The following is a 22,511-nucleotide window of genomic DNA, read 5'->3' on the forward strand; positions in this document are numbered from 1 at the left end:
GTGACCAAAGTATATATCGTAGGTGCAGGTCCTGGAGACATTGATTTGATTACCGTGAAAGGTCTTAAAGCTGTCCAGAAGGCTGATGTTGTTCTGTATGACAGGCTCATCAATCAGGATCTTCTTGAGGAAACGAAAGCAGGGGCAGAGCTCGTCTTCTGTGGGAAAAGGCCCGATCATCACGCACTGTCCCAGTCAACCATCAATCATCTTCTTGTCAAATACGCCCTTCAAGGGAAAGTGGTCACACGCCTTAAAGGAGGAGATCCATTTGTGTTCGGCCGCGGAGGGGAAGAAGCAGAAGCTCTTGCAAAAAGGTCCATTCCTTTTGAGATCGTTCCAGGAATTACATCCGGGACGGCTGCCCCTGCCTACGCCGGCATTCCGGTCACCCACAGGGATTACAGCTCGTCGGTCGCTTTCATATCCGGGGTCAGTAAGAAAGGAACAGATGAAGAAGCGTACTGGGAGCGGGTCGTCAAGAGCATGGATACGCTGTGCATCTACATGGGTGTCAAAAGACTTCCGGAGATTTGTGATCGGCTGAAAAAATATGGGCGGTCTCCAGATACGCCGATGGCCCTTATCCAGAATGGAACGACGAACAGCCAGAAAATGGTGAAGGGAACAATCGATACGATTGTAGAAAAGAGCCGTTTTATCGAAAACCCTGCCATGATCGTTGTGGGGGAAGTGGTGGAGCTGAGCAGCCACCTCCAATGGTTCGACCCGGCCGGTGAGGACGCCCGCGTATCTGCGGAAACGATTGTAGGCTAGGAAAAGGAGGATGAGGATGGAAGCTGTCCTGTATGTAAGTCACGGAAGCAGAAAAAAAGCAGCCACCACTCAGGCAGAGGACTTTTTACACCGTGCAGCGGAAGCGCATGATCTGCCTTATGAGATTTGTTATCTGGAACTCGCTGAACCTGATATATCAGAAGGGGTGCGGCGCCTTGTGGAAAGGGGAGCTTCCAGCATCGTTGTACAGCCGGTCCTGCTTTTGAGTGCTGGTCACTATTATAAAGATATCCCTGAAGAGATTGATCAAATCTCCCGCCTTTACTCCGGCCTGACGTTTTCCTATGGAGAACCTCTGGGAGTGCAGCCATCGATTATAAAAGCGCTCGCTGAACGTGTGCAGGGAACGGATGTACCGGTTCAAAAAGGAACGAATATCCTCTTGGTGGGAAGAGGAAGCCGTCACCCGGATACACCTCAAGCCGTCAAAAAAATTGCGCAGCTTCTGAAGGATGAAATCAATCATTCCCACGTGGAGGTCTGTTACCTCGCGGCTCTTTCTCCGCGTTTTCCAGAGGCTTTCCACCGGTCCATCGAGGATTACGAACATACAATCGTTGTGCCATACCTTTGGTTTACCGGTGTATTGATGGAAGAAATTCAAGAGGAAGTCTATCAGGCTGTCCAACAAGGATATTCAGCTGCTGCCGCCCATCATCTGCAGGATCACGCGGCGATGGAACACTCACTTCAATTCAGGGTGAAGGAAGCGCTGAACCGAATGTCCAGAGCGGAGTGAACGGTTAATGAAGCCTTTATCCATCGATTTACACAAAAAGAAGGTCATTATTGTCGGAGGTGGCAGAGTAGCAGAGAAGCGTTTGAAATCTCTCTTGTCAGAGGGTCCGGAACTGACGGTGATCAGTCCGGAATTGACAGAAGCCCTTCGTCAGTTATGGGAGAAGGGGGGATTTGAGTGGAAGCAGAAGACTTATTTCAAAGGGGACGCGTCCGGTGCTTTTCTGCTCATTACGGCTGCTGATCAGCCTGAGGTGAATGAACAAGCGGCGGCTGAGGCCGGAGACGTTCCGCTGCTCAACCGTGCAGACAATGGAGGCGGGAATGTTCATTTTCCTGCCCATATGAAGAGGGGAAGACTCTCTGTTTCTGTCACAACAAACGGGGCCAGCCCTGCGTTGTCAGCCGAAATTAAACAGAGGTTTGAAGAGCAGTTTCCGGAGGATTACGGGAGTTATGTCGATTTTTTGTTCACGTTAAGGAATGAACTTCGACATGCCGGCTTTTCATCTGACCGGAGGCGTTTTTATCTGGAGGAGGGATTGAAAGAATCCTGTCAATACAAGGTGAATCAGCACTTATTGCTGGAAGAAATACATAAGGAGAAGGAGGCGGATGACTGTGAAAGGTCTGGCCGGTAAAAAGATAGGTGTGGCAGCTGATCGGCGCGCGGATGAAATTGCCAGGCTGATTCGTAATATGGATGGACGCTCAGCCGGCTATCCCATCCAAGGCTCTCAGCAATATAATCAGGAAACGGCCCGTCGGGATGTTCATCATTATTTAAAAAAGCCCTTTGATTATGTTTTGTTAACGACTGGTATAGGGGCTCGGACATTGGAAGAGGCTGCTGCAGGCATTGGTCACCGCCGTTCATTTGTAAAAAAATTATCTGATGAAATCCTGCTCATCCGCGGTCAAAAAACTGCTGACTGGTTGAAGGAACAAAACCTCGCTTATGAATGGATCGCTGAAGACGGGACAATGGCAAAGCTGTTGTCCTATATGGAGAATAATACCGCAAAAGCAGGAAAAAGTGTGTATTTACAAGCCTATAACCTGGATGATGCTGCCTTAAAAGACCGTCTTGAGGAAATGGGATACGATGTTTATTTATCAAAACCCTACTCATTCCTGCCTCCGGATCCCGATATTTTAGGTAGGCTGCGAAGAGAAATTACAAAGGAAAATCTTGATGCGGTCGTTTTCACCAGTAAAACCCAGGTAAAACAGCTGTTTTCGAAAGAGCAGCAGCCAGTCGTCGATGCCTTTAATCGAAATGTTCTCGCTGCTGCTGTCGGAAAGGTAACGGCAGCCGCTTTGGAAGAGCAGGGGATTTCCTATGTCCTGCAGCCTGAAAAAGCGAAGATGGGCGCTATGATTGTAGCGCTGGAGCGCTATTACCGGGAGGACGCGCACACGGCCGCTCATTTTTGACTATGGAGGTGACAGAATTGTCGTTACAAGTAATCAACAGTCCGTTCAATAAAGAGCAGACGGAGTTACTGAACCAGCTGCTCCCAACATTGAATGAGCAGCAGAAAATCTGGCTCAGCGGCTATCTGGCCGCAGGGGCAGACCGTGGAAGTGGAGCAGCACAGGAAACAGAAGCAGGGGTCCCGGCAGTGGAAACAAGACACGTCACCCTTTTATATGGATCGCACACAGGGAACTGCCAGGAGCTTGCCGAAAAGTTTTCCGGCAGGTTGAAGAAAAACGGACTGCAGGTTTCTGTCGAAGATATGGACCGGTACAAACCGAAGTCCTTAAAAAAGGAAGAAGATCTATTGATCATTACCAGTACCCATGGAGACGGCGATCCTCCGGATAATGCGCTCTCCTTTTATGAATTCCTTTACAGCGGGCGTGCACCAAAACTGGATGGTGTCCGCTACAGTGTGCTTGCCCTTGGGGACAGCTCGTACGAATTTTACTGTCAGACAGGTAAAGACTTTGATAAACGTTTGGAAGAGCTTGGAGCAGAACGTATCGTAGAACGCATGGATTGCGACCTCGATTATGATGAAGAGGCGGAGGACTGGATCAATAAAGTCATCAATTCTCTGGAAACAGCTGAAGAAGGTAAAAAGGTGCAGGCCGCTCCCAATCCCCAATCATCCGGACCGGTGTATACGAAGAAAAATCCGTTTTCGGCGGAAGTGCTGGAAAATATCAATTTGAACGGCCGTGGTTCCAATAAAGAGACCCGGCATCTGGAACTGGATCTGGAAGATTCCAATCTTGCATATGAGCCTGGGGACAGTCTTGGAATCTACCCGCTTAATGAAGAGAAGCTGGTCGATCAATTAATTACTCTGATGCAGTGGGATCCTGAGCTTTCCGTTACCCTTAATAAAGACGGAGAGGTCCGTGCATTACGGGAAGCCCTTTTGTCCCATTTCGAGATCACTGTGCTTACTAAACCGCTGCTCGAAAAGCTGGGAACCTTCACCAGTAATGAAAAACTGCAGGAAATCCTTGCATCCAAAGAGGCGCTTCAAACGTATATGGACGGTCGAGATCTTCTTGATGTTCTCACAGACTTCGGTCCATGGAACCTTGGAGCAGAAGAACTGGTGCAGCAACTTCGCAAAATCCCGCCTCGTCTGTACTCCATAGCGAGCAGCTGGAAAGCGAACCCGGACGAAGTTCACTTGACTATTGGCACGGTTCGGTATGAGAGCCACGGAAGGAACCGGCTTGGTGTATGTTCAGGCCAGTGTGCAGAACGGATGGAGCCTGGCGGAAACGTAGATGTATTTGTCCAGAAAAATTCCAACTTCAAGCTGCCGGAAGATGAATCTGCTCCTGTCATTATGATTGGTGCTGGAACTGGAATCGCCCCATACCGGTCATTCCTGGAAGAGAAAGAAGAAATGGGTTCAGAAGGGAATACATGGTTATTCTTCGGAGAACAGCATTTCACGACGGATTTTCTTTATCAAACCGAATGGCAGCGCTGGCTCAAGGATGGCGTTTTATCCAGGATGGATGTCGCCTTTTCGAGGGATAACGAAGAAAAAGTGTATGTACAGCACAGAATGACTGAGCGCAGCAGAGAACTCTTTGAGTGGATGGAAGCAGGAGCTTACCTGTATGTATGCGGGGATGAAAAACATATGGCCAAAGATGTCCATCAGGCCCTTGTATCCATCGTTCAGAAGGAATCCGGAAGGACTGAGGAAGAAGCAGAAGCCTATGTGGCAGACCTTAGACAGCAGAAGCGTTATCAGAGAGATGTGTATTAACCATCATTGAAATCAAGAAAACGAAAGGAGAGGACAAAGCATGACAAAATCCGATCACCCCTCTCACCAGACACAGGGACCACCGGACGCAATGGAAAAAATCAAGGAGGAAAGCCGGCTGCTGCGCGGATCTCTCGTGGAAAGCTTTCAGGATCCCATTACCGGGAGCATCCCGGATGACCAGACAAAACTGTTGAAGTTCCATGGAAGTTACATGCAGGATGACCGGGATATCCGGAATGAACGAAAAAAACAGAAACTTGAACCAGCGTATCAATTCATGGTGCGTGTCCGGCTTCCAGGAGGCACAGCCACACCGGAACAGTGGCTGACAATGGATAAACTTTCTGATCAGTATGGAAACGGAACATTAAAACTGACGACAAGACAGACCTTTCAAATGCACGGCATTCTGAAATGGAACATGAAGAAAAGCATTCAACGGATGGACCAGGCGCTCATGGATTCCATAGCCGCCTGCGGAGACGTGAACCGGAATGTCATGTGCAACGTATATCCGGATCAGTCCAATGTTCATCACGAAGTGTATGAGTGGTCGAAGAAAGTAAGTGAGCACCTTCTTCCGAAAACAAGAGCTTATCATGAAATCTGGCTGGATGAGGAGAAAGTTGCCGACGGCAAAGAAGAGGAACCAATCTACGGCCCTGTATATCTTCCTCGGAAATTCAAAATCGGTGTGGCCGTTCCCCCTTCCAATGATGTGGATGTCTTTTCGCAGGACCTGGGTTTTATCGCGATTGTGGAAGATGATCAACTCACCGGCTTTAATATCGCCGTCGGCGGAGGGATGGGGATGACTCACGGCGACGAACATACGTATCCCCAGTTAGCGCGTGTCATCGGCTTCTGCCCGGTCGATAAAATAGTCGAAACAGCTGAAAAAGTCGTCACCATCCAGCGCGATTACGGCAACCGGTCCAACCGTAAAAATGCACGGTTTAAGTATACCGTTGACCGGATGGGGCTGGACTGGATCAGGGAAGAGCTGGAAAGCCGTCTCGGCTGGGAACTTGAAGAAGCAAGGGATTACCATTTCGATCATAATGGGGACCGTTATGGCTGGATCAAAGCCGCTGATGGCACCTGGCATCACACCTTCTTTATCCAAAACGGCCGGATTAAAGATGAAAAAGAATACCAGTTGAAAGCCGGATTGAGAAAAATTGCCGGTATTCACGAAGGCGACTTTCGGTTAACTCCGAACCAGAACGTAAGCATAGCAGGTGTGACCGATGCAAAGAAAGAGGAAATATCAGCGGTCATCGATGAGTACGGACTGACCGATGGCAGGCAGAATTCAGCGCTGAGGAGGAATTCCATGGCGTGTGTCGCTCTTCCGACCTGTGGACTGGCGATGGCAGAGTCGGAGAGATATCTCCCGTCCCTCGTCGATAAATTGGAAGATATTCTAGATGAATACGGGCTCTCAGATGAAGAAATCATTATCCGTATGTCGGGCTGCCCGAATGGATGTTCCCGGCCGGCTCTTGGTGAAATTGGATTCATCGGGAAAGCACCGGGGAAATACAACATGTATTTAGGGGCTGGATTTGCAGGAGACCGCTTGAACAAAATCTATAAAGAAAACATCGGGGAAGAAGAAATTCTCCTCGAGTTAAGGCAGATGTTTAAGGAATTTGCGCTTAACCATTCCGAAGGTGAAAAGTTCGGGGATTTCGTCATCCGAGCCGGTTATGTGAAGGCCGTTTCGTCAGGCACAAAGTTCCACACCTCCTGATCATGTGTCACCTGCCGGCTTTCTCTGCATATCTTGTAGGGGAAACGACAGGCAGAGAGGTGTAGTAACATGGATGATAAAAAGAGTCAGCTCCCCGGTTTTTTTGAGCATACGTTTATGGATCTGGTTCGGGCCGTGGACTCGTTTTTTGATCAGTCCCTTCATGCAGCAGAATCTTTCTCCCAAAAAAATGCGATTCCTATCGATGTTTATGAATCAAACGGAGAGATCGTCGTTGAAGCTGTCCTTCCGGATGTGGATGAAAATCAAATCCGTATTGACCGCTCCGGCCGGCAGCTGCGCATTCTTATCGAACAACAGCAGCTGCGGGAAGTGAATGATGAAGGGCGCGATTACTACAGCCGCACCCACTTCAGAAAGACCCGGGAACAGATGATCGAGCTACCATTTGAAGCTGACGTCACCAGCAGCCGTGCTTCGTTCCAAAACGGGGTATTGAAGGTTGTCTTTCAAAAAAGAGGGCCGTTGGAGTCCATACAAATTGAAAGGTAAAGGGGAAGTGTAGCGGCTTCTCTTCTTTTTTTAAAGGTATATAGGAAGGGGAAGGGGGGAGGCTGTGCACCGTTACTGGGTTCCCTATAGCTGGAGGCCGGTCACTCCGATTTATGAAAGACCCGGACCTTCATATCCAGAGGTGGAAGTCTCTTTGTTCAGAGAATCCGCCGTTTCAATGGAGAAACTCATCAAGGATGCGGAAAGACTGGTTGGGAAAATTCACGACGATGCATCCTATGCTGAGCAGATCATGATGGCGGCTCAACAGTCCAATCATGAAAAAGTGGACGGTCTGCTTGGTGAATATGTAGCAAGTTCATTTCAGACCACATATAATCCGGATCGTCTGAAGGTCACCCTTGGATCACAGGACAGCAGACGTGACTGCTGCCGGCTGACACTCGTACTCCGCTGGAGATAAAAAAGCTTGAAGAGAACGTCATGACGTTCTCTTCAAGCTTTTTTTAACTACATGAATCATTAATGTCCAAGCGAGCGTACGATAAATTCAACGAGAAAGATCATGGCGATGAATACGACAGGGGTGGACAATTCCCGATGCCTGCCCAGGGCAAGCTTTACAATCGGATAGGCTATAAAGCCGAAGGCCATTCCGTCAGCGATGGAATACGTGAAAGGAATCATCACGATAATTAAAAACGCCGGCATGGATTCAGAAAGCTGATCAAATGGAATTTCCTTGATGTTCTGAACCATTAGGGCTCCAACGATGATCAGGATCGGAGCAATAGCTGAAGATGGAACCATGGAAATCCATGGGATCAAAAACAGGGTGGCTCCGAATAGAACGGCCATGGTCAGCGCCGATTTCCCTGACTTTCCTCCGGATGCAATGACAGCAGCACTCTCTGCGGAAGAAACCGTCGGAGATGTACCCAGAAATCCAGTGGATAAGGCGGAAAATGCGGTTGCCTGATAGGACCGTTTAAATTTGTCCTCCTGATTGAGCATGGAAAGCTGACCGTGGATCAGCCCCATATTCTCGAAGATGAGAACGATCGCCAACGGGAAAACCGCCATCCAGAAACCAAACCCGAAGATTCCGGAAAAGTCCGGCAGCATCAGAAAGCTCTGTTCCTGGATATCGATGCTTTTTCCACTTTCCCCGAGCAGCCCCGTGAAGTGGGCCAGTACGGTCCCGGCAATCATCGTCACTAAAAAGTTGCCGGGGACGTTTCTTGAGAATAGAAAAATCCCGATAAATAAGGTGATGACACTGGTAATCACCATGGCAGATGACGGGTTGCCAAGCGTGATCAGGGAATGTTCCCCCTTGACAACGAGGCCTCCCTTTTCGAGTCCGATCAGCGTCAGGAAAAGTCCAAGCCCGACGGTGATGGCATGCTTCAAAGAAGCGGGAATGGCATGTTTCAGCCAATCGCCGAGCTTTGTGAAAGCAGTGATCAGAAAGATGATGGAAGCCATCGTCACGACAGCGAGTCCTTCCTGAAAGGACATGCCCGTTCCTTCGACAATCGAGTAGGCGAACAACGCATTGACGCCCATCCCGGGGATGAGAACCATCGGTGCGTTCGCATAAAAAGCCATGATCAAGCAGCCTAACGCGCTGGCAAGGATAGTAGCGACCATACCGCTCTCAAGCGGCAGCCCCGCACTCTCCAGAATCTGACTGTTGACGGCTACAATATATACCGTTGTGAAATAACCGATCAAACCTGCCAGTCCTTCTTTTTTCCAGCCCGCCTGTTGATGTTGCTGATTGAGCATTTCAATCCCTCATATGAAATTATCCCTCTCCCGCCCGGTTACCGAGTAACCCACAATCTATTATTCTACTCTCTCAAAAGAAAACAATCAACCAGTCAAAATATGGAGGGAACGAAAAGGAAGGAAGATTAAAGTGGAATGTGATAAGATGATAAAGGAATGTTAGAATGTAGTAAGCGTTTTCACCACTTACCTGTTCAGGTTTATATAGAAAGGAAAGGGATCTTAATGAAGTATAGATCTGTGTTTGACATCATCGGTCCTGTTATGATCGGGCCTTCCAGCTCGCATACTGCAGGAGCGGCCCGCATCGGCAGGGCTGCCCGCCATTTATTCGGAAGGGAGCCGAAGTACGCCCATATCCATCTTTACGGGTCATTTGCTAAAACCTACAAGGGGCATGGGACGGATGTAGCCATTATTGGTGGTCTCCTGGACTATGAAACCTATGATGAAAGGATAAGCACTTCCCTTGAAACGGCCAGAGCTTCAGGCATGAAAATCCGTTTTCACGAAGAGGATGCCCATACCGATCATCCAAACACTGCCCGTGTAAAGATCGGCGATGAAGACGGGGAACTGGAACTTGTCGGCATTTCCATTGGAGGAGGCAAGGCTGAAATCACGGAATTGAATGGTTTTGAACTCCGGTTATCGGGGAGCCACCCGGCTATCCTTCTTATTCATAACGACCGTTACGGAGCTATTGCATCAGCGACAGCGGTCCTTGCAAAAAATGAAATCAATATCGGCCGGATGGAAGTATCCAGAAAAGCCCAGGGGGAGCAGGCTTTGATGGTCATTGAGGTTGACCAGAATATTGATGATTCCATACTTAATGAACTGGAACGCGCAGACCACATTACTCAAGTGGCTAAAATCTCAGACTAGACATACAAAAGGAGTGTTCGCATGTTTCGCAATGTAGCAGAACTGATCGAGCTTGCTGAAAGTGAGCAGATACAAATATCTGAAGTGATGATTCGTCAGGAAATGGAAGTGAAGCAGCTTTCCAGGGAAGAGGTCTTTGCCCATATGGAAAGGAATCTCGACGTCATGGAAAAAGCAGTGGAAGATGGTTTGAAAGGTGTGCAGTCCCACAGTGGATTGACCGGAGGGGACGCTGTACTCATTCAGGATTACATGAAAAACCATACCCCGTTGTCAGGTCAGCTGTTGATGGACGCCGTCAGTAAGGCAGTGGCCACGAACGAAGTAAATGCGGCTATGGGCACCATCTGCGCCACGCCGACAGCCGGCAGTGCGGGGTGTGTGCCGGGTACTTTGTTTGCCGTTAAAAATCAGCTGAATCCATCACGTGAGCAGATGGTCCGGTACTTGTTCACCTCAGGTGCTTTCGGTTTCGTTGTTGCCAATAATGCATCGATATCAGGGGCTGCGGGTGGATGTCAGGCAGAAGTCGGCTCCGCTGCTGGAATGGCTGCCGCGGCTATTGTGGAAATGGCAGGAGGCACGCCTTCCCAGTCTGCCGAAGCTATGGCGATCACTTTGAAAAATATGCTTGGATTAATCTGCGATCCTGTTGCTGGACTTGTCGAAGTCCCGTGTGTGAAACGAAATGCCATGGGGGCTTCCAACGCTGTTGTAGCGGCAGATATGGCCCTTGCCGGTGTGAAGAGCAGAATTCCATGTGATGAAGTGATTGATGCCATGTATAAAGTAGGGCAGCGGATGCCGTCAGCTTTCAGGGAAACCGCCCAGGGTGGACTGGCTGCGACGCCGACCGGACGCGAACTCGAAGCAAAAGTGTACGGAATATCTTTAAAGAAAGAGTGAATGATGTGCTGCAGCAACCGATTAGTGAAATCAAAGGAGTTGGCGAAAAACTGCAGTCCCATTTAAACGAACTGGGGCTGTTTACGGTGGAGGATCTTTTGTTTTATTTTCCACATCGTTATGATTCCTATGAAGTCAAGCCGTTGACGGAACTGGATCATAACGAGAAAGCGACCATTGAAGGGGAGATTGTCTCCGAACCTGTCGTCAGCTATTACGGACGGAAGAAATCAAGGCTGACCTTTACCCTGCAGGTGGAGCATTTTGCTGTGAAGGCGGTCATGTTCAACCGGGCCTTTGCGAAGAAGCAGCTGCAGCAGGGGGACACCGTCACAGTGACAGGGAAATGGGATCAGCAGCGTCTTCAAGTGACGGTCAGTCAATTCAAAAAAGGGGAGTCGAAAAGTCAGGCGCCGATCCAGCCCGTCTACACATTAAAGGAAGGGGTGAACATGAATACCCTCCGGAAAGTGATGACGGCAGCTTTCCACGAATATGGTGGATCGGTTAAGGAAATCCTTCCGGAGGATCTTGCTCTCGCTTATAAGCTCCCACCCCGGCAGGAGGCCCTGCATCAGATGCATTATCCGGAAAACCGGGTGATGCTCAAACACGCCAAGCGCCGGTTCGTATATGAGGAATTTTTAATTTTCCAGCTGAAAATGCAGCTGCTGCGTAAGCATAACCGCGAATCGACGCAGGGCATTGTTCAAAGGTATGATAATCAGAAGCTGACCGGTTTTGTCCAGTCCCTGCCCTTTGAACTGACTGGGGCACAGAAGCGCTCGCTTGCGGAAATTTTGAAGGATATGAAACGTCCCCACCGTATGAACCGCCTGCTTCAGGGGGACGTAGGCTCAGGGAAAACCGCCGTTGCGGCGATTGCTCTCTATGCTTCCATCACCGCTGGATACCAGGGGGCTTTAATGGTTCCGACGGAAATTCTGGCGGAACAGCATTATCAGTCTTTGTCGGCCATGTTTGAAGGCCGGGCAAGGGTGGAGCTTCTGACTGGTTCTATTAAAGGGAAGAAACGCCAGGAAATCCTCGAAGCAGTCAAAGCGGAGGAGATTGATATTCTTGTAGGAACACATGCGCTCATTCAAGATGAAGTCCTATTCAGTCATCTCGGCTTTGTCATTGTAGATGAACAGCACCGCTTCGGTGTAGAACAGCGGCGGACCTTAAGAGACAAGGGTCTTTCCCCCGATGTATTGTTCATGACGGCTACACCTATCCCGCGGACGCTGGCCATTACGGCGTTTGGTGATATGGATGTCAGTGTCATTGATGAAATGCCGGCGGGACGTAAGCCTGTAGAGACCTACTGGGTGAAAGGTGAAATGACCGACCGGGTCTTGAATTTCATCAAGAAGGAAATCGATCAGGGACACCAGGCCTACGTCATCTGTCCGCTTATTGAAGAGTCGGATCAGCTGGATATTCAGAATGCCATTGATCTGTACCATCAGATCAGCAGTGTCTTTGAGCCGGATATTTCTGTTGGACTGATGCATGGCCGCCTCCATAATGATGAGAAAGAAGAAGTGATGAAGGAATTTGCAGAGAATCATCTGAATATCCTTGTTTCCACAACGGTGGTGGAGGTGGGTGTGAACGTTCCCAATGCCACGATGATGGTGATTTATGACGCCCAGCGTTTCGGCCTTTCCCAGCTTCACCAGCTGCGCGGAAGGGTCGGGCGTGGATCTGACCAGAGTTATTGTATTCTTCTTGCTGATCCAAAAGGGGATGTCGGTAAAGAACGCATGCGGATCATGACGGAGACGAACGATGGCTTCGAACTGTCTGAGCAGGATTTGAAGCTCCGGGGTCCAGGGGACTTCTTTGGGAAAAAGCAGAGCGGATTACCTGAATTTAAAGTAGGGGATATGGTACACGATTACCGCGCGCTTGAAACGGCAAGAAAAGATGCAGCCGAAATGATTGAAGAAGACATCCTGGATCAACATGAATCTTACAGCTCGTTAAAGGAAGTCGTCTATAAGGATAAGCAGATCATGGAAAATGTTCTGGATTGAGTGGAAAAGGGCACGTCCTGACAAGGGGCGTGTTTTTTTTATTTCCGCTTTTCATAGGACAGGCATCCGTATTTTTTCAATGAATGGGTTTTCAATCCTTGCGTTATGGTTTCCGGTATTATATATTACTATTAGTACCTAGTCATAAAAACGAGGCTTATGGCTGGATGAACGGTGGTATTTGTGTGAAAAAAACCAAGAGAGTACGTCAGGAAGAACTGAAGACACGTATTGAGCAAATGCCTTTCACAACGGATGAAGAACTCGCTAAATCCTTTGGTGTCAGCATACAGACGATCCGGCTGGACAGGATGGAGCTCGGAATTCCCGAGCTGCGGGAGCGGATTAAATCGGTGGCCACACAGGAATGGAATGAGACGGTGAAAGCTCTGCCGGTTGAAGAAATCATTGGAGAGGTCGTTGATTTAGAGCTTGACGACCGTGCCATTTCCATATTGGATATCCGTCCGGAACACGTTTTTTCAAGAAACCATATCGCCCGGGGGCATCATCTGTTTGCCCAGGCCAATTCACTAGCTGTCGCTTTGATCAATGATGAACTGGCTTTGACAGCCCGGTCGACGATTCATTTTTCCAGACCGGTTAAACTGGGTGAACGCGTAGTAGCGAAGGCGACGGCCAAAGGTGAAGATGATAAAGGGCGAACGATCGTAAGCGTCCACAGTTTTGTTGGAAACGAGGAAGTGTTTGCCGGTACGTTTGAAATGTACCGCTCGAATCAGTAAAGGAGTCGAATATTCATGAAGTTAGCCATTGATGCAATGGGTGGGGACAACGCCCCCGAAGCCATTGTGAAAGGAGCTGTCAAGGCAGCTGACACGATTGATGGTTTGTCCATCACACTCGTAGGAGACGAATCACAAATCCGTCCGTTTTTGAAGGATCAGCCGAATATAACGGTCTTACATACAACAGAAGTGATTACTTCGGAAGACGAACCTGTACGGGCTGTTCGCAGGAAGAAAAAAGCTTCCATGGTCATGGCTGCGGCAGAAGTGAAAGAAGGACGCGCGGATGGATGCATCTCGGCTGGTAATACCGGCGCCCTTATGAGTGCAGGTCTTTTCATCGTCGGCCGCATGCCCGGCGTGGAACGTCCGGCTTTAAGCCCTACCCTCCCGACGATGGACGGAAAAGGCTTTTTAATGCTGGATGTTGGAGCGAACGTCGATGCCAAACCGGCCCATCTGCTGCAGTATGCCGTCATCGGTTCGATTTACTCAGAAAACGTCCGTAAAATCAACAACCCAAGAGTGGGGCTGTTAAATGTCGGAACGGAAGATGGAAAAGGAAGCGACCTTACGAAGCAGGCGTTTCAGCTCATGAAGGAAGCGCCGATTAACTTTGTCGGGAATGTGGAATCCCGCGATCTCCTTAATGGGGTGGCTGATGTCGTCGTTACAGACGGATTCACAGGAAACGTCGCTTTGAAAACAATAGAAGGAACGGCTCTTACGATGTTTTCCATGATCAAGGAGACATTTATGAGCAGCTGGAAAACGAAAATCGCTGCCGGACTCGTGAAAGATGACCTCCGCGGCTTGAAAAACCAGCTGGACTATAGTGAATACGGCGGAGCCGGGTTGTTCGGCCTTGCCTCCCCGGTTATTAAAGCCCACGGCTCCTCGAATGAGCGTGCTGTGCTGAATGCGATCCGCCAGGCATGTGAAATGGTAGAGCTGAATGTGACAGAAACCATCTCCAGTACGCTGGACCGGATGAAGGAAAAGGAGGAATCAGAATGAAAAAGATTGCAGTCGTTTTTCCAGGCCAAGGCTCCCAGGAAGTCGGAATGGGACGGGCGATGTATGAAGCCTATCCTTCTGTGAAAGAATTGTTTGATAGAGCTGACGAAGGACTCGGGTATTCCCTTACATCCCTGATGTTTGAAGGCCCGGCCGAAGAACTTACGAAAACGGAAAATGCCCAGCCGGCCCTGCTGTTAAACAGTATCGCCATCCAGCAGGTGCTGTCTGAAGAAGGAGTCAAACCAGACATGACGGCAGGACACAGTCTTGGTGAATACAGTGCCCTCACAGCCGCCGGCGCGCTGGATCCGCTTGAAGCGGTTCAGCTTGTCCATATCCGTGGAAAGCTCATGGAAGAAGCGTACCCGACCGGGAAAGGTACGATGGCCGCTGTACTTGGACTTTCCCAGGAGGAAATCGAGGATGTCCTGACAGGGTTCGACGGAGAAAAAGCCGTTGATCTCGCTAATATCAACTGTCCGGGACAGATCGTCATCTCCGGTACGAAAGAAGGCGTGGAGGCAGCTGGTGAACAATTGAAGGATAAAGGCGCAAAACGCGTGCTTCCTTTGAACGTGAGCGGACCTTTCCACTCCCGTCTTATGGAGCCGGCGAGTGAAGAATTTGCGGGTCATCTCAATGACCGTACGATCAGAGATGCCTCCATCCCGGTATATGCCAATGTTTCGGCAGAAGCCGTCACAGAAGCGGAAACGATTGAGCGCCTGCTTGTAGAGCAGCTGTATTCGCCTGTGCGTTTTCAACAGATTCTAGAGGCATTTGTCGAAGAAGAAGTTGATGCCATCGTAGAAGTGGGGCAGGGAAAAGTTCTCAGCGGGCTTGTGAGAAAAGTCCAGCGTCGTATGAAGACGTTCAGCGTCCAGGATCCAGATTCATTAAAGGATTTTGTAAAGTGGTATAAGGAGGAAGCCTGATGTTACAGGAACAAGTAGCTCTCGTTACAGGAGCATCACGTGGCATAGGCCGTGCCATCGCTTTAGAACTTGCCCGCCAAGGAGCTAAAGTGGCGGTCAACTATGCAGGAAGTGAAGATAAGGCGGAAGCGGTCGTGCAGGAAATCATTGCCGGCGGCGGTTCAGCGATGAAGATACAGGCCGATGTTGCCAGCGAAGAAGATGTGAAGCAGATGGTGAAAACAGTCGTCGATGAGTTCGGCCGCCTGGACATTCTGGTCAATAATGCCGGAATCACCAAGGATAACCTTCTCATGCGTATGAAGGAAGAGGAATTTGATTCTGTTATCAATACGAATCTGAAAGGGGTTTTCCTCTGCACGAAAGGGGTTACCCGTCAGATGATGAAACAGAAGTACGGCCGGATCATTAATGTAGCCTCCATCGTCGGCGTTTCCGGCAATCCGGGACAGGCGAACTATGTGGCTGCCAAGGCAGGCGTTATCGGGATGACAAAATCCAATGCCAAGGAATTGGCGGCCCGTAATATTCAGGTGAACGCTGTAGCTCCCGGTTATATCACCACCGATATGACGGATGCTCTTACAGAAGAACAGCGTGAGCAGATGCTTGCCCTTATTCCATTGAAACGTCTGGGAGAAGGGGAGGATGTGGCGAGAGTCGTCCGTTTCCTGGCCTCAGAAGACGCCGCATATATGACCGGTCAGACGCTTCATGTGGATGGTGGAATGGTGATGTAAAAACCACTATGGTTTTTCTCTGCAAAATTTACTATAATGACTGAAGGGAGGTGAGGTTCCAATGGCAGAAACATTTGATCGCGTAAAACAGATTATCGTCGACCGTCTAGATGTTGACGAATCCAAAGTAGTTATGGAAGCTTCCTTCAAAGAAGATCTTGAAGCAGACTCTCTTGACGTAGTCGAGCTTGTAATGGAGCTCGAAGACGAGTTTGATATGGAAATTTCTGATGAAGAAGCTGAAAAAATCAATACAGTTGGCGACGCTGTGAATTACATAAGCAGCCAGTCATAAAAAGGTCAGCTGTCCGTTGTTCAACGGGCAGCCTTTCCTGTATTCAGAAACTTTTAGTAAAGGACAAGGTGATTTATGGGTGATTTCTCCAGTTTCCAGAAGCAGATAAATCAATCATTTCAGAACATTTCGTTGCTGGAGCAGGCTTTCACGCATTCATCTTATGTGAATGAGCATCGTAAAACCGACCGGGAGGACAACGAACGTCTTGAGTTTCTCGGGGATGCCGTTTTGGAGCTGGGTGTTTCCCAGTATCTCTACCGGGAGTTCCCGGATATGGCCGAAGGGGAGCTGACGAAGTTCAGAGCCTCGATCGTCTGCGAAGCCTCATTGGTCGAGTTTGCCAATGAACTGAATTTTCAGGACTTGATTCTTCTCGGCAAGGGCGAGGAATTGACGGGCGGCCGCAACAGGCCTGCGCTATTGGCAGACGTATTTGAAGCCTTTATCGGAGCTTTATATCTGGATCAGGGGTATGAGGCGGTTATTCGTTTTTTGAAGACCTACGTCTATCCAAGAGTCCAAAAAGGTGCTTTTTCTCATGCGATGGATTATAAAAGCCAGCTGCAGGAGTTTATACAGCGGGATAAAAATAGTAAAATTGAGTACGAAATTGTGGAAGAAAGAGGCCCAGCACACAGCCGGGAATTTATCGCTCACGTGATGATCCAGGATGACATCGGCGGTATCGGCGTCGGGCGTACGAAGAAGGAAGCAGAGCAGAAAGCGGCTCAGCAGGCTTTAGAGAATCAAGGCGCTCGATTTTAAAAAGGACCGTCATCAGCCTTAAGCGGCTGTAGACGGTCCTTTTTTTCATCGTCGGTACCGGCCCAGTTCCTGGACAAACGCCTGGATTTCAGAAACACTGAGCTGTCCCTTCATATTAATGATGTCGTAGAGGGATTTGATTTCCTCATATTTGTCTAAATCATAATCCTCCGGTTTCATAAGGGAACGATTGACCACCTGAAGTTTTTCGGCCATATCGTCAATGATAAATGCAAGATTTTCTTGTTTTGGTTCTTGTAAACTCAAAAGCTGATTCCTCCTTCGGCTGACTTCATCCGGTTTAGTACATATGATAAAGGACTTTGTCCAATTATGAAACCCTTTGACGGAAGGAAAAGAACGCTGGAGGCTTCCTACCGTAGGGAAAGCGTTTATGATAAAATATATTAGTTGAGTGAATGAAAGATTGTGAAGATACAGGAGGATGACTATGTTCCTCAAACAGTTGGATACTATTGGATTTAAATCATTTGCCGACAGGGTGACCGTGGATTTCGTTTCAGGCGTTACATCTGTGGTCGGTCCGAACGGCAGTGGGAAAAGTAATATAACAGATGCCATCCGCTGGGTGCTCGGAGAGCAGTCGGCCCGTTCCCTGCGCGGTGCGAAGATGGAAGATATTATATTTGCAGGGAGCGACTCGCGTTCTGCCCTGAATATGGCAGAAGTGACCCTTACGCTCGATAACGAAGATCAGACCCTGCCCCTGGATTACCAGGAGGTCAGTGTAACAAGAAGAGTTTACCGATCAGGAGAAAGTGAATTTTACATCAATAACCAGACATGCCGGTTGAAGGATATTATCGACTTATTTATGGATTCTGGTCTTGGGAGAGAAGCTTTTTCCATCATCAGCCAAGGGAAAGTCGAGGAGATTCTAAGCTCGAAGGCTGAAGAGCGCCGGACCATTTTTGAAGAGGCGGCCGGTGTCCTCAAATATAAACAACGGAAGAAAAAAGCCGAATATAAACTGGCGGAGACTCAGGAGAACTTGAACCGTGTGGAAGACATCATTCATGAAATCGATGGACAGCTTGAGCCTTTGAAAGAACAGGCTGCTGTGGCTGAAGACTACCTGGAGAAAAAAGAAGAGTTGAAGCATATCGAAATTTCCCTTTTAATTACTCAGATTGAGGGTCTCCACAAGGATTGGCAGGTTGTTTTAAAGGAACTGGAAGAGGTCAAGAGCGGAGAAGCGTCGTTGAGGGCTGATATCACTGCCAGGCAGGAATCTGTGGATTCGAAGCGGGACCGCATTCAAAAGCTGGATGAGTCTTTGGAAAGTCTTCAGGAAAAGCTGGTGGAGCTGACGAGGGAACTCGAAAATCTGGAAGGTAAAAAGCAGCTCATGAAAGAGCGGCATAAACATTTCGAAGAGAACAAATCCAAACTTGAAGAAGCCTACGAAGAACTCTCGAACAAACTTGAAACGCTGAAGGCCGTAACGACAGAAGAATCATCCAAATTGGAGGAAGTGCGGGAAAACCGCCGGAAATCCAAGCAGGAGCTCAAGGAAACGAATCAGGCGCTCAATCAGAACCTTCAGGAGATGGAAGACCAGATTGAGGATTTAAAAAGTGATTATATCGAACTATTAAACAAGCAGGCCGCGAAACGTAATGAAAAACACCTTCTGGAGAAGCAGCTATCAGAACTGCATTCTAAAAAAGATGTTCAGAGTGGAAAATTCCAAGGCCTCAGAGAAGAGCGGGAAACGCTTGAAAAAGAGCGCAGCCGGTTAACCGCAGAACTTGAAAGACTGGCGTCGGAACGCAGCGAACTGGAAAGCAGCCTCCAGGAAGTGTCGTCTTCGCTTGATGAAAACAAGCAGGCGTATCAGGAATGGCAGGAAAAACTGTACAAAGGGTATCAGTATCTTGAGAAAATGCGTTCCAAAAAGGAAATGCTGGAAGATATGAAAGAGGACTTCTCCGGTTATTTCCAAGGGGTCAGGGAAGTTTTAAAAGCGCGGCAGAATGGACGCCTCTCTGGTATAGAAGGGGCCGTCCTTGAGTTGATTGACATTCCGTCCGCCTACATGACAGCCATTGAAACGGCCCTCGGAGCTCAGGCCCAGCACATTGTTGTCCAGGATGAAAAAGCAGGAAGACAGGCCATCCACTGGCTGAAAACCCAGCACAAAGGCCGTGCCACCTTCCTGCCCCTTTCAGCCATCCAGCCCCGGTATGTAACCGGTGCCGGTTCGCTGAATCAACAGGATGGATACGTGGGAGTCGCAGCTGAATTGATTCACGTCCCGGAGATGTACGCCAAAGCTGTGCAGCACCTGCTTGGTCATATCGTTGTAGCGGAAACCTTGGAACACGCCAATGCGATTGCCCGGGTGCTGAACCGGAAGTACCGGGTCGTCACGCTGGAAGGAGATGTCGTCAATCCCGGTGGTTCTATGACGGGAGGAGCAAAGAAACAATCCGGCCAGTCGTTGTTTACCAGGGAAAAAGAGCTTCAGGAGACAACCGGAAAAATAAAGGATTATGAAAAGAAACTGCAGGATGTTGAACAAAAGGTTATGCAGCTGAAGCAGAGCCTGAGTGAACAGGAACAAGCGAAGGAGTCCTATGCAGAAAAGCTTTCTCATATGAAAAACAAAGAGTATGAAAAACAGTCCGATGCCAGGGAAAATGAAGTCAAATTGAACCATATTAACAGTCAGCTCCACCTTTACGATCAGGATCAGGCCCAGTTTGATCAAGATCGTACACAGGCGGATGACAGGCTTCAAACCCTGACAGAGAACCTCAGCTCTCTGGAGGAGGAACTTGGCTCGACCCAGCAGCGGATCGAAGCCCTTACTGCAGCAAAAGACAGGCAGAAAGAAGATGAGGAAGCTCTTCAAAAACGGCGTCAGGAACTACAGATCAAGCTCGCCGAGCAGGAATCGGCCGTCCATAACCAACAGGAAAAGGTCAGTCGATATGAAGAGGAGAAAGCACTGATTGAGCAGGAACTTCGTGGAAATAAAGCTTCTTATCAGCAGCTGATGGAAGTGGTGGAATCCAATCAAACCGAAGAAGAATTAACAGAGCTGATCAAAAATGCTGGACAGGAGAAAGCGGCAGCCTCAGAAGACATTCATTCCCTTCGCAAAGAACGGGCGGATATCAGTGCCGATGTGCATAAAGAGGACGCATCTCTGAAGGAACACAACCGGCTGCATCAGAACTACCTGCAGGATATCCAGCAGAAAGAAGTGAAGGCCAATCGTCTGGACGTGGAGCTTGATAATCTCCTCACGTACCTGCAGGAAGAATACGTAATAACTTTTGAAAAGGCGAAACGGGACTACGATACCGTTGAAGATGTGGATCAGGCTGCAACGAGAGTGAAACTGATCAAACGGTCCATTGAAGAGCTTGGGACCGTCAACCTTGGGTCTATCGAGGAATATGAGCGGATCAAAGAGCGCTACGAGTTTCTCAAGGGCCAGCAGGATGACCTTTTGGAAGCAAAAGGAACCCTTCATAGTGTCATTAATGAAATGGACGGGGAAATGAAACGGAAATTCGAAGATACCTTCACGAAGATCCGTGCCGAATTCAATGAAGTATTCCGGACGCTCTTCGGAGGAGGACGTGCCGATCTTCAGCTGACTGATCCGGAGAACATGCTGGAAACCGGAGTGGATATTGTCGCTCAGCCGCCTGGCAAGAAACTTCAGAACCTGAGTCTTTTATCTGGTGGAGAAAGAGCGTTGACAGCCATTGCTCTGCTGTTTTCTATATTAAGAGTCCGCCCCGTGCCGTTCTGTGTTCTGGACGAAGTGGAAGCAGCTCTTGATGAAGCCAACGTCGACCGGTTTGCCCGGTTCTTGAAAGAATTCAGCAGAAATACACAGTTTATCGTGATCACCCACCGTAAGGGAACAATGGAAGAATCGGATGTCCTGTATGGAGTAACGATGCAGGAATCGGGCGTGTCGAAACTTGTTTCCGTCCGTTTGGAAGAAACACCTGAACTATTGGAAGCATAGAAAGGAAGATTGGATGAGTTTTTTCAAAAAGTTGAAAGATAAATTTGTGAAGGGGCAGGACGGCGAGGAGGAAAACAAGGATCAGCACCCTTCTGATCCTGCAGAAGGCAGCGGCTCTGTTTCTTCAGAGGAGGAGTCTCCTGAAGTTTCTGAATCCCTTCCTGAAAAAGAGGAAGCACCCGTGAACGTAGAGCCTGCCGGGGAGGAAGACGCTGATTCCCATGCTTCCAGAACGGAAGAGGACGATGGGGAAGAGGATGTCGATCCAGGTGTAACCGGGACCGAAGAGGACAAGAAGGAAGAAGAAAATGCCGGAACTGAAGCCGGCAATCCTGTGGATGACGACGAGGACGAACGTCCATCCGAGGCTGTAGAGGAAGAGGAAGAGAAAGAAACGATCGCTTCCAAGTTTAAAAAAGGACTGGCCAAAACGAGGAATTCCTTCTCAAGTAAAATCAATGACCTTGTGGCCCGCTATCGTACTGTAGATGAAGACTTCTTTGAAGAATTGGAAGAAGTGCTGATTTCCGCTGACGTAGGAGTAACCACCGTCATGGAAATGATAGAGGAGCTCGAATTGGAAGTGAAACGCCGGAATGTCCAGGATCCACAAAAGGTCAAGGAAATCATTTCTGAAAAACTGGTGGACATTTATTATGGAGACGACGATGCAGGAGAAGTGGAAGGCCTGACGGAAAATCCGGATGGTCTGACCGTGTACTTGTTTGTCGGAGTCAACGGTGTCGGAAAAACGACGACTATCGGGAAGCTCGCCCACCGTTTGAAATCAGAAGGGAAAAAAGTCACTCTGGCTGCCGGAGATACGTTCAGAGCCGGCGCTATTGAACAGCTGGAAGAGTGGGGGAACCGTGTAGGAGTCAACGTCACGAAGCATTCAGAAGGCAGTGATCCGGCCGCCGTAGTTTATGACGGCATAAAAGCGGCTGAATCCCGCGGCGCGGATGTACTGATTTGTGATACCGCCGGCCGCCTGCAGAATAAAGTCAATCTCATGAATGAGCTTTCCAAGGTGAAGCGGGTCATCGAACGTGAAATTCCGGGCGCTCCTCATGAAGTTCTGCTTGTTCTCGATGCAACCACTGGTCAGAATGCCATGAGCCAGGCGAAAACGTTCGCAGAAGTAACAGACGTATCCGGTATTGTCTTGTCGAAGCTTGATGGAACGGCTAAAGGCGGGATCGTCCTTGCCATCCGGAATGAATTGGAAATTCCGGTCAAGCTTGTCGGGCTTGGTGAGAAAGTGACCGACCTGGAAACGTTTGATGCCCACGCCTTTGTCTATGGCCTGTTTGCTGACATGATAGAGGAGTACGAAGAGGATTAA

21 protein-coding genes are annotated in these 22,511 nt (G+C 48.9%); 19 read left to right on the plus strand and 2 right to left on the minus strand.

Annotated elements, in window-relative coordinates; all coding sequences use genetic code 11:
• From cobA to ACXAGL_RS16865, 8 genes are all read left to right on the plus strand, one after another.
• Positions 1 to 777, plus strand: a complete 777-nt coding sequence (cobA, locus tag ACXAGL_RS16830) for a uroporphyrinogen-III C-methyltransferase (RefSeq protein ID WP_474968462.1) — start codon at positions 1 to 3, stop codon at positions 775 to 777.
• 16 nt (positions 778 to 793) lie between these two features.
• Positions 794 to 1,537, plus strand: a complete 744-nt coding sequence (locus ACXAGL_RS16835) for a sirohydrochlorin chelatase (RefSeq protein ID WP_474968463.1) — start codon at positions 794 to 796, stop codon at positions 1,535 to 1,537.
• 7 nt (positions 1,538 to 1,544) lie between these two features.
• Positions 1,545 to 2,177, plus strand: a complete 633-nt coding sequence (locus ACXAGL_RS16840; RefSeq protein WP_474991876.1) for an NAD(P)-dependent oxidoreductase — start codon at positions 1,545 to 1,547, stop codon at positions 2,175 to 2,177.
• Positions 2,152 to 2,973, plus strand: a complete 822-nt coding sequence (locus ACXAGL_RS16845) for a uroporphyrinogen-III synthase (RefSeq protein ID WP_474991878.1) — start codon at positions 2,152 to 2,154, stop codon at positions 2,971 to 2,973. Before ACXAGL_RS16840 ends, ACXAGL_RS16845 begins: the two co-directional genes overlap by 26 nt.
• A gap of 17 nt (positions 2,974 to 2,990) precedes the next feature.
• Positions 2,991 to 4,784, plus strand: coding sequence for an assimilatory sulfite reductase (NADPH) flavoprotein subunit (locus ACXAGL_RS16850; RefSeq protein ID WP_474991880.1), 1,794 nt, complete (start codon positions 2,991 to 2,993; stop codon positions 4,782 to 4,784).
• 40 nt (positions 4,785 to 4,824) lie between these two features.
• Positions 4,825 to 6,543 carry an assimilatory sulfite reductase (NADPH) hemoprotein subunit gene (gene cysI / locus ACXAGL_RS16855; protein ID WP_474991883.1) on the plus strand — a complete coding sequence of 573 codons (1,719 nt, stop codon included), beginning with the start codon at positions 4,825 to 4,827 and terminating at the stop codon, positions 6,541 to 6,543.
• 69 nt (positions 6,544 to 6,612) lie between these two features.
• Positions 6,613 to 7,056: an Hsp20/alpha crystallin family protein gene (locus ACXAGL_RS16860; protein ID WP_474991884.1), complete on the plus strand. Its 444-nt coding sequence runs from the start codon at positions 6,613 to 6,615 to the stop codon at positions 7,054 to 7,056.
• A 154-nt stretch (positions 7,057 to 7,210) separates the two neighbouring features.
• The gene (locus tag ACXAGL_RS16865; protein WP_474991886.1) at positions 7,211 to 7,480 is read left to right on the plus strand and encodes a YuzC family spore coat inner layer protein; all 270 of its coding nucleotides are present in this window, start codon (positions 7,211 to 7,213) and stop codon (positions 7,478 to 7,480) included.
• Between the two features lie 59 nt (positions 7,481 to 7,539).
• Here the strand turns inward: ACXAGL_RS16865 and ACXAGL_RS16870 are convergent, their stop codons facing one another.
• On the minus strand, positions 7,540 to 8,808 hold the full coding sequence (locus tag ACXAGL_RS16870; RefSeq protein WP_027954168.1) for an NCS2 family permease: 1,269 nt from the start codon (positions 8,806 to 8,808) through the stop codon (positions 7,540 to 7,542).
• Between the two features lie 228 nt (positions 8,809 to 9,036).
• Here ACXAGL_RS16870 and sdaAB point away from each other — a divergent pair, with 228 nt between their 5' ends.
• The 9 genes from sdaAB (at position 9,037) to rnc (ending at position 17,154) form a co-directional block, all read left to right on the plus strand.
• The gene (gene sdaAB, locus ACXAGL_RS16875) at positions 9,037 to 9,699 is read left to right on the plus strand and encodes an L-serine ammonia-lyase, iron-sulfur-dependent subunit beta (RefSeq protein WP_474968471.1); all 663 of its coding nucleotides are present in this window, start codon (positions 9,037 to 9,039) and stop codon (positions 9,697 to 9,699) included.
• A gap of 21 nt (positions 9,700 to 9,720) precedes the next feature.
• Positions 9,721 to 10,605, plus strand: coding sequence for an L-serine ammonia-lyase, iron-sulfur-dependent, subunit alpha (gene sdaAA / locus ACXAGL_RS16880; RefSeq protein ID WP_474968472.1), 885 nt, complete (start codon positions 9,721 to 9,723; stop codon positions 10,603 to 10,605).
• A 5-nt stretch (positions 10,606 to 10,610) separates the two neighbouring features.
• A complete protein-coding gene (gene recG / locus ACXAGL_RS16885) occupies positions 10,611 to 12,647 on the plus strand; it encodes an ATP-dependent DNA helicase RecG (RefSeq protein WP_474991888.1) in 2,037 nt (678 codons plus the stop codon).
• Between the two features lie 167 nt (positions 12,648 to 12,814).
• Positions 12,815 to 13,393 carry a transcription factor FapR gene (gene fapR / locus ACXAGL_RS16890; RefSeq protein ID WP_242520187.1) on the plus strand — a complete coding sequence of 193 codons (579 nt, stop codon included), beginning with the start codon at positions 12,815 to 12,817 and terminating at the stop codon, positions 13,391 to 13,393.
• Positions 13,394 to 13,408: 15 nt separating this feature from the next.
• Entirely contained in the window at positions 13,409 to 14,413 is a 1,005-nt protein-coding gene (gene plsX, locus ACXAGL_RS16895) for a phosphate acyltransferase PlsX (RefSeq protein WP_474968474.1), read from the plus strand.
• Positions 14,410 to 15,351 (plus strand): ACP S-malonyltransferase, encoded by a 942-nt coding sequence (gene fabD / locus ACXAGL_RS16900; protein ID WP_474968475.1) that lies wholly within the window; start codon positions 14,410 to 14,412, stop codon positions 15,349 to 15,351. The genes plsX and fabD overlap by 4 nt, the downstream gene beginning before the upstream one ends.
• Positions 15,351 to 16,091: a 3-oxoacyl-[acyl-carrier-protein] reductase gene (gene fabG, locus ACXAGL_RS16905; protein WP_474968476.1), complete on the plus strand. Its 741-nt coding sequence runs from the start codon at positions 15,351 to 15,353 to the stop codon at positions 16,089 to 16,091. Before fabD ends, fabG begins: the two co-directional genes overlap by 1 nt.
• A gap of 61 nt (positions 16,092 to 16,152) precedes the next feature.
• Entirely contained in the window at positions 16,153 to 16,386 is a 234-nt protein-coding gene (gene acpP / locus ACXAGL_RS16910; RefSeq protein ID WP_027954176.1) for an acyl carrier protein, read from the plus strand.
• A 75-nt stretch (positions 16,387 to 16,461) separates the two neighbouring features.
• Positions 16,462 to 17,154, plus strand: a complete 693-nt coding sequence (gene rnc, locus ACXAGL_RS16915; protein WP_027954177.1) for a ribonuclease III — start codon at positions 16,462 to 16,464, stop codon at positions 17,152 to 17,154.
• 45 nt (positions 17,155 to 17,199) lie between these two features.
• Here the strand turns inward: rnc and ACXAGL_RS16920 are convergent, their stop codons facing one another.
• Positions 17,200 to 17,421 (minus strand): DUF1128 domain-containing protein, encoded by a 222-nt coding sequence (locus ACXAGL_RS16920; RefSeq protein WP_474968477.1) that lies wholly within the window; start codon positions 17,419 to 17,421, stop codon positions 17,200 to 17,202.
• A gap of 184 nt (positions 17,422 to 17,605) precedes the next feature.
• On the opposite strand from ACXAGL_RS16920, the gene smc reads away from it, so the two are divergent.
• Together smc and ftsY are read left to right on the plus strand one after the other, a co-directional pair.
• A complete protein-coding gene (gene smc / locus ACXAGL_RS16925) occupies positions 17,606 to 21,166 on the plus strand; it encodes a chromosome segregation protein SMC (RefSeq protein ID WP_474991890.1) in 3,561 nt (1,186 codons plus the stop codon).
• A gap of 13 nt (positions 21,167 to 21,179) precedes the next feature.
• The gene (gene ftsY / locus ACXAGL_RS16930; protein ID WP_474991892.1) at positions 21,180 to 22,511 is read left to right on the plus strand and encodes a signal recognition particle-docking protein FtsY; all 1,332 of its coding nucleotides are present in this window, start codon (positions 21,180 to 21,182) and stop codon (positions 22,509 to 22,511) included.

It is taken from the genome of Halobacillus sp. ABA4_118, from assembly GCF_056160205.1.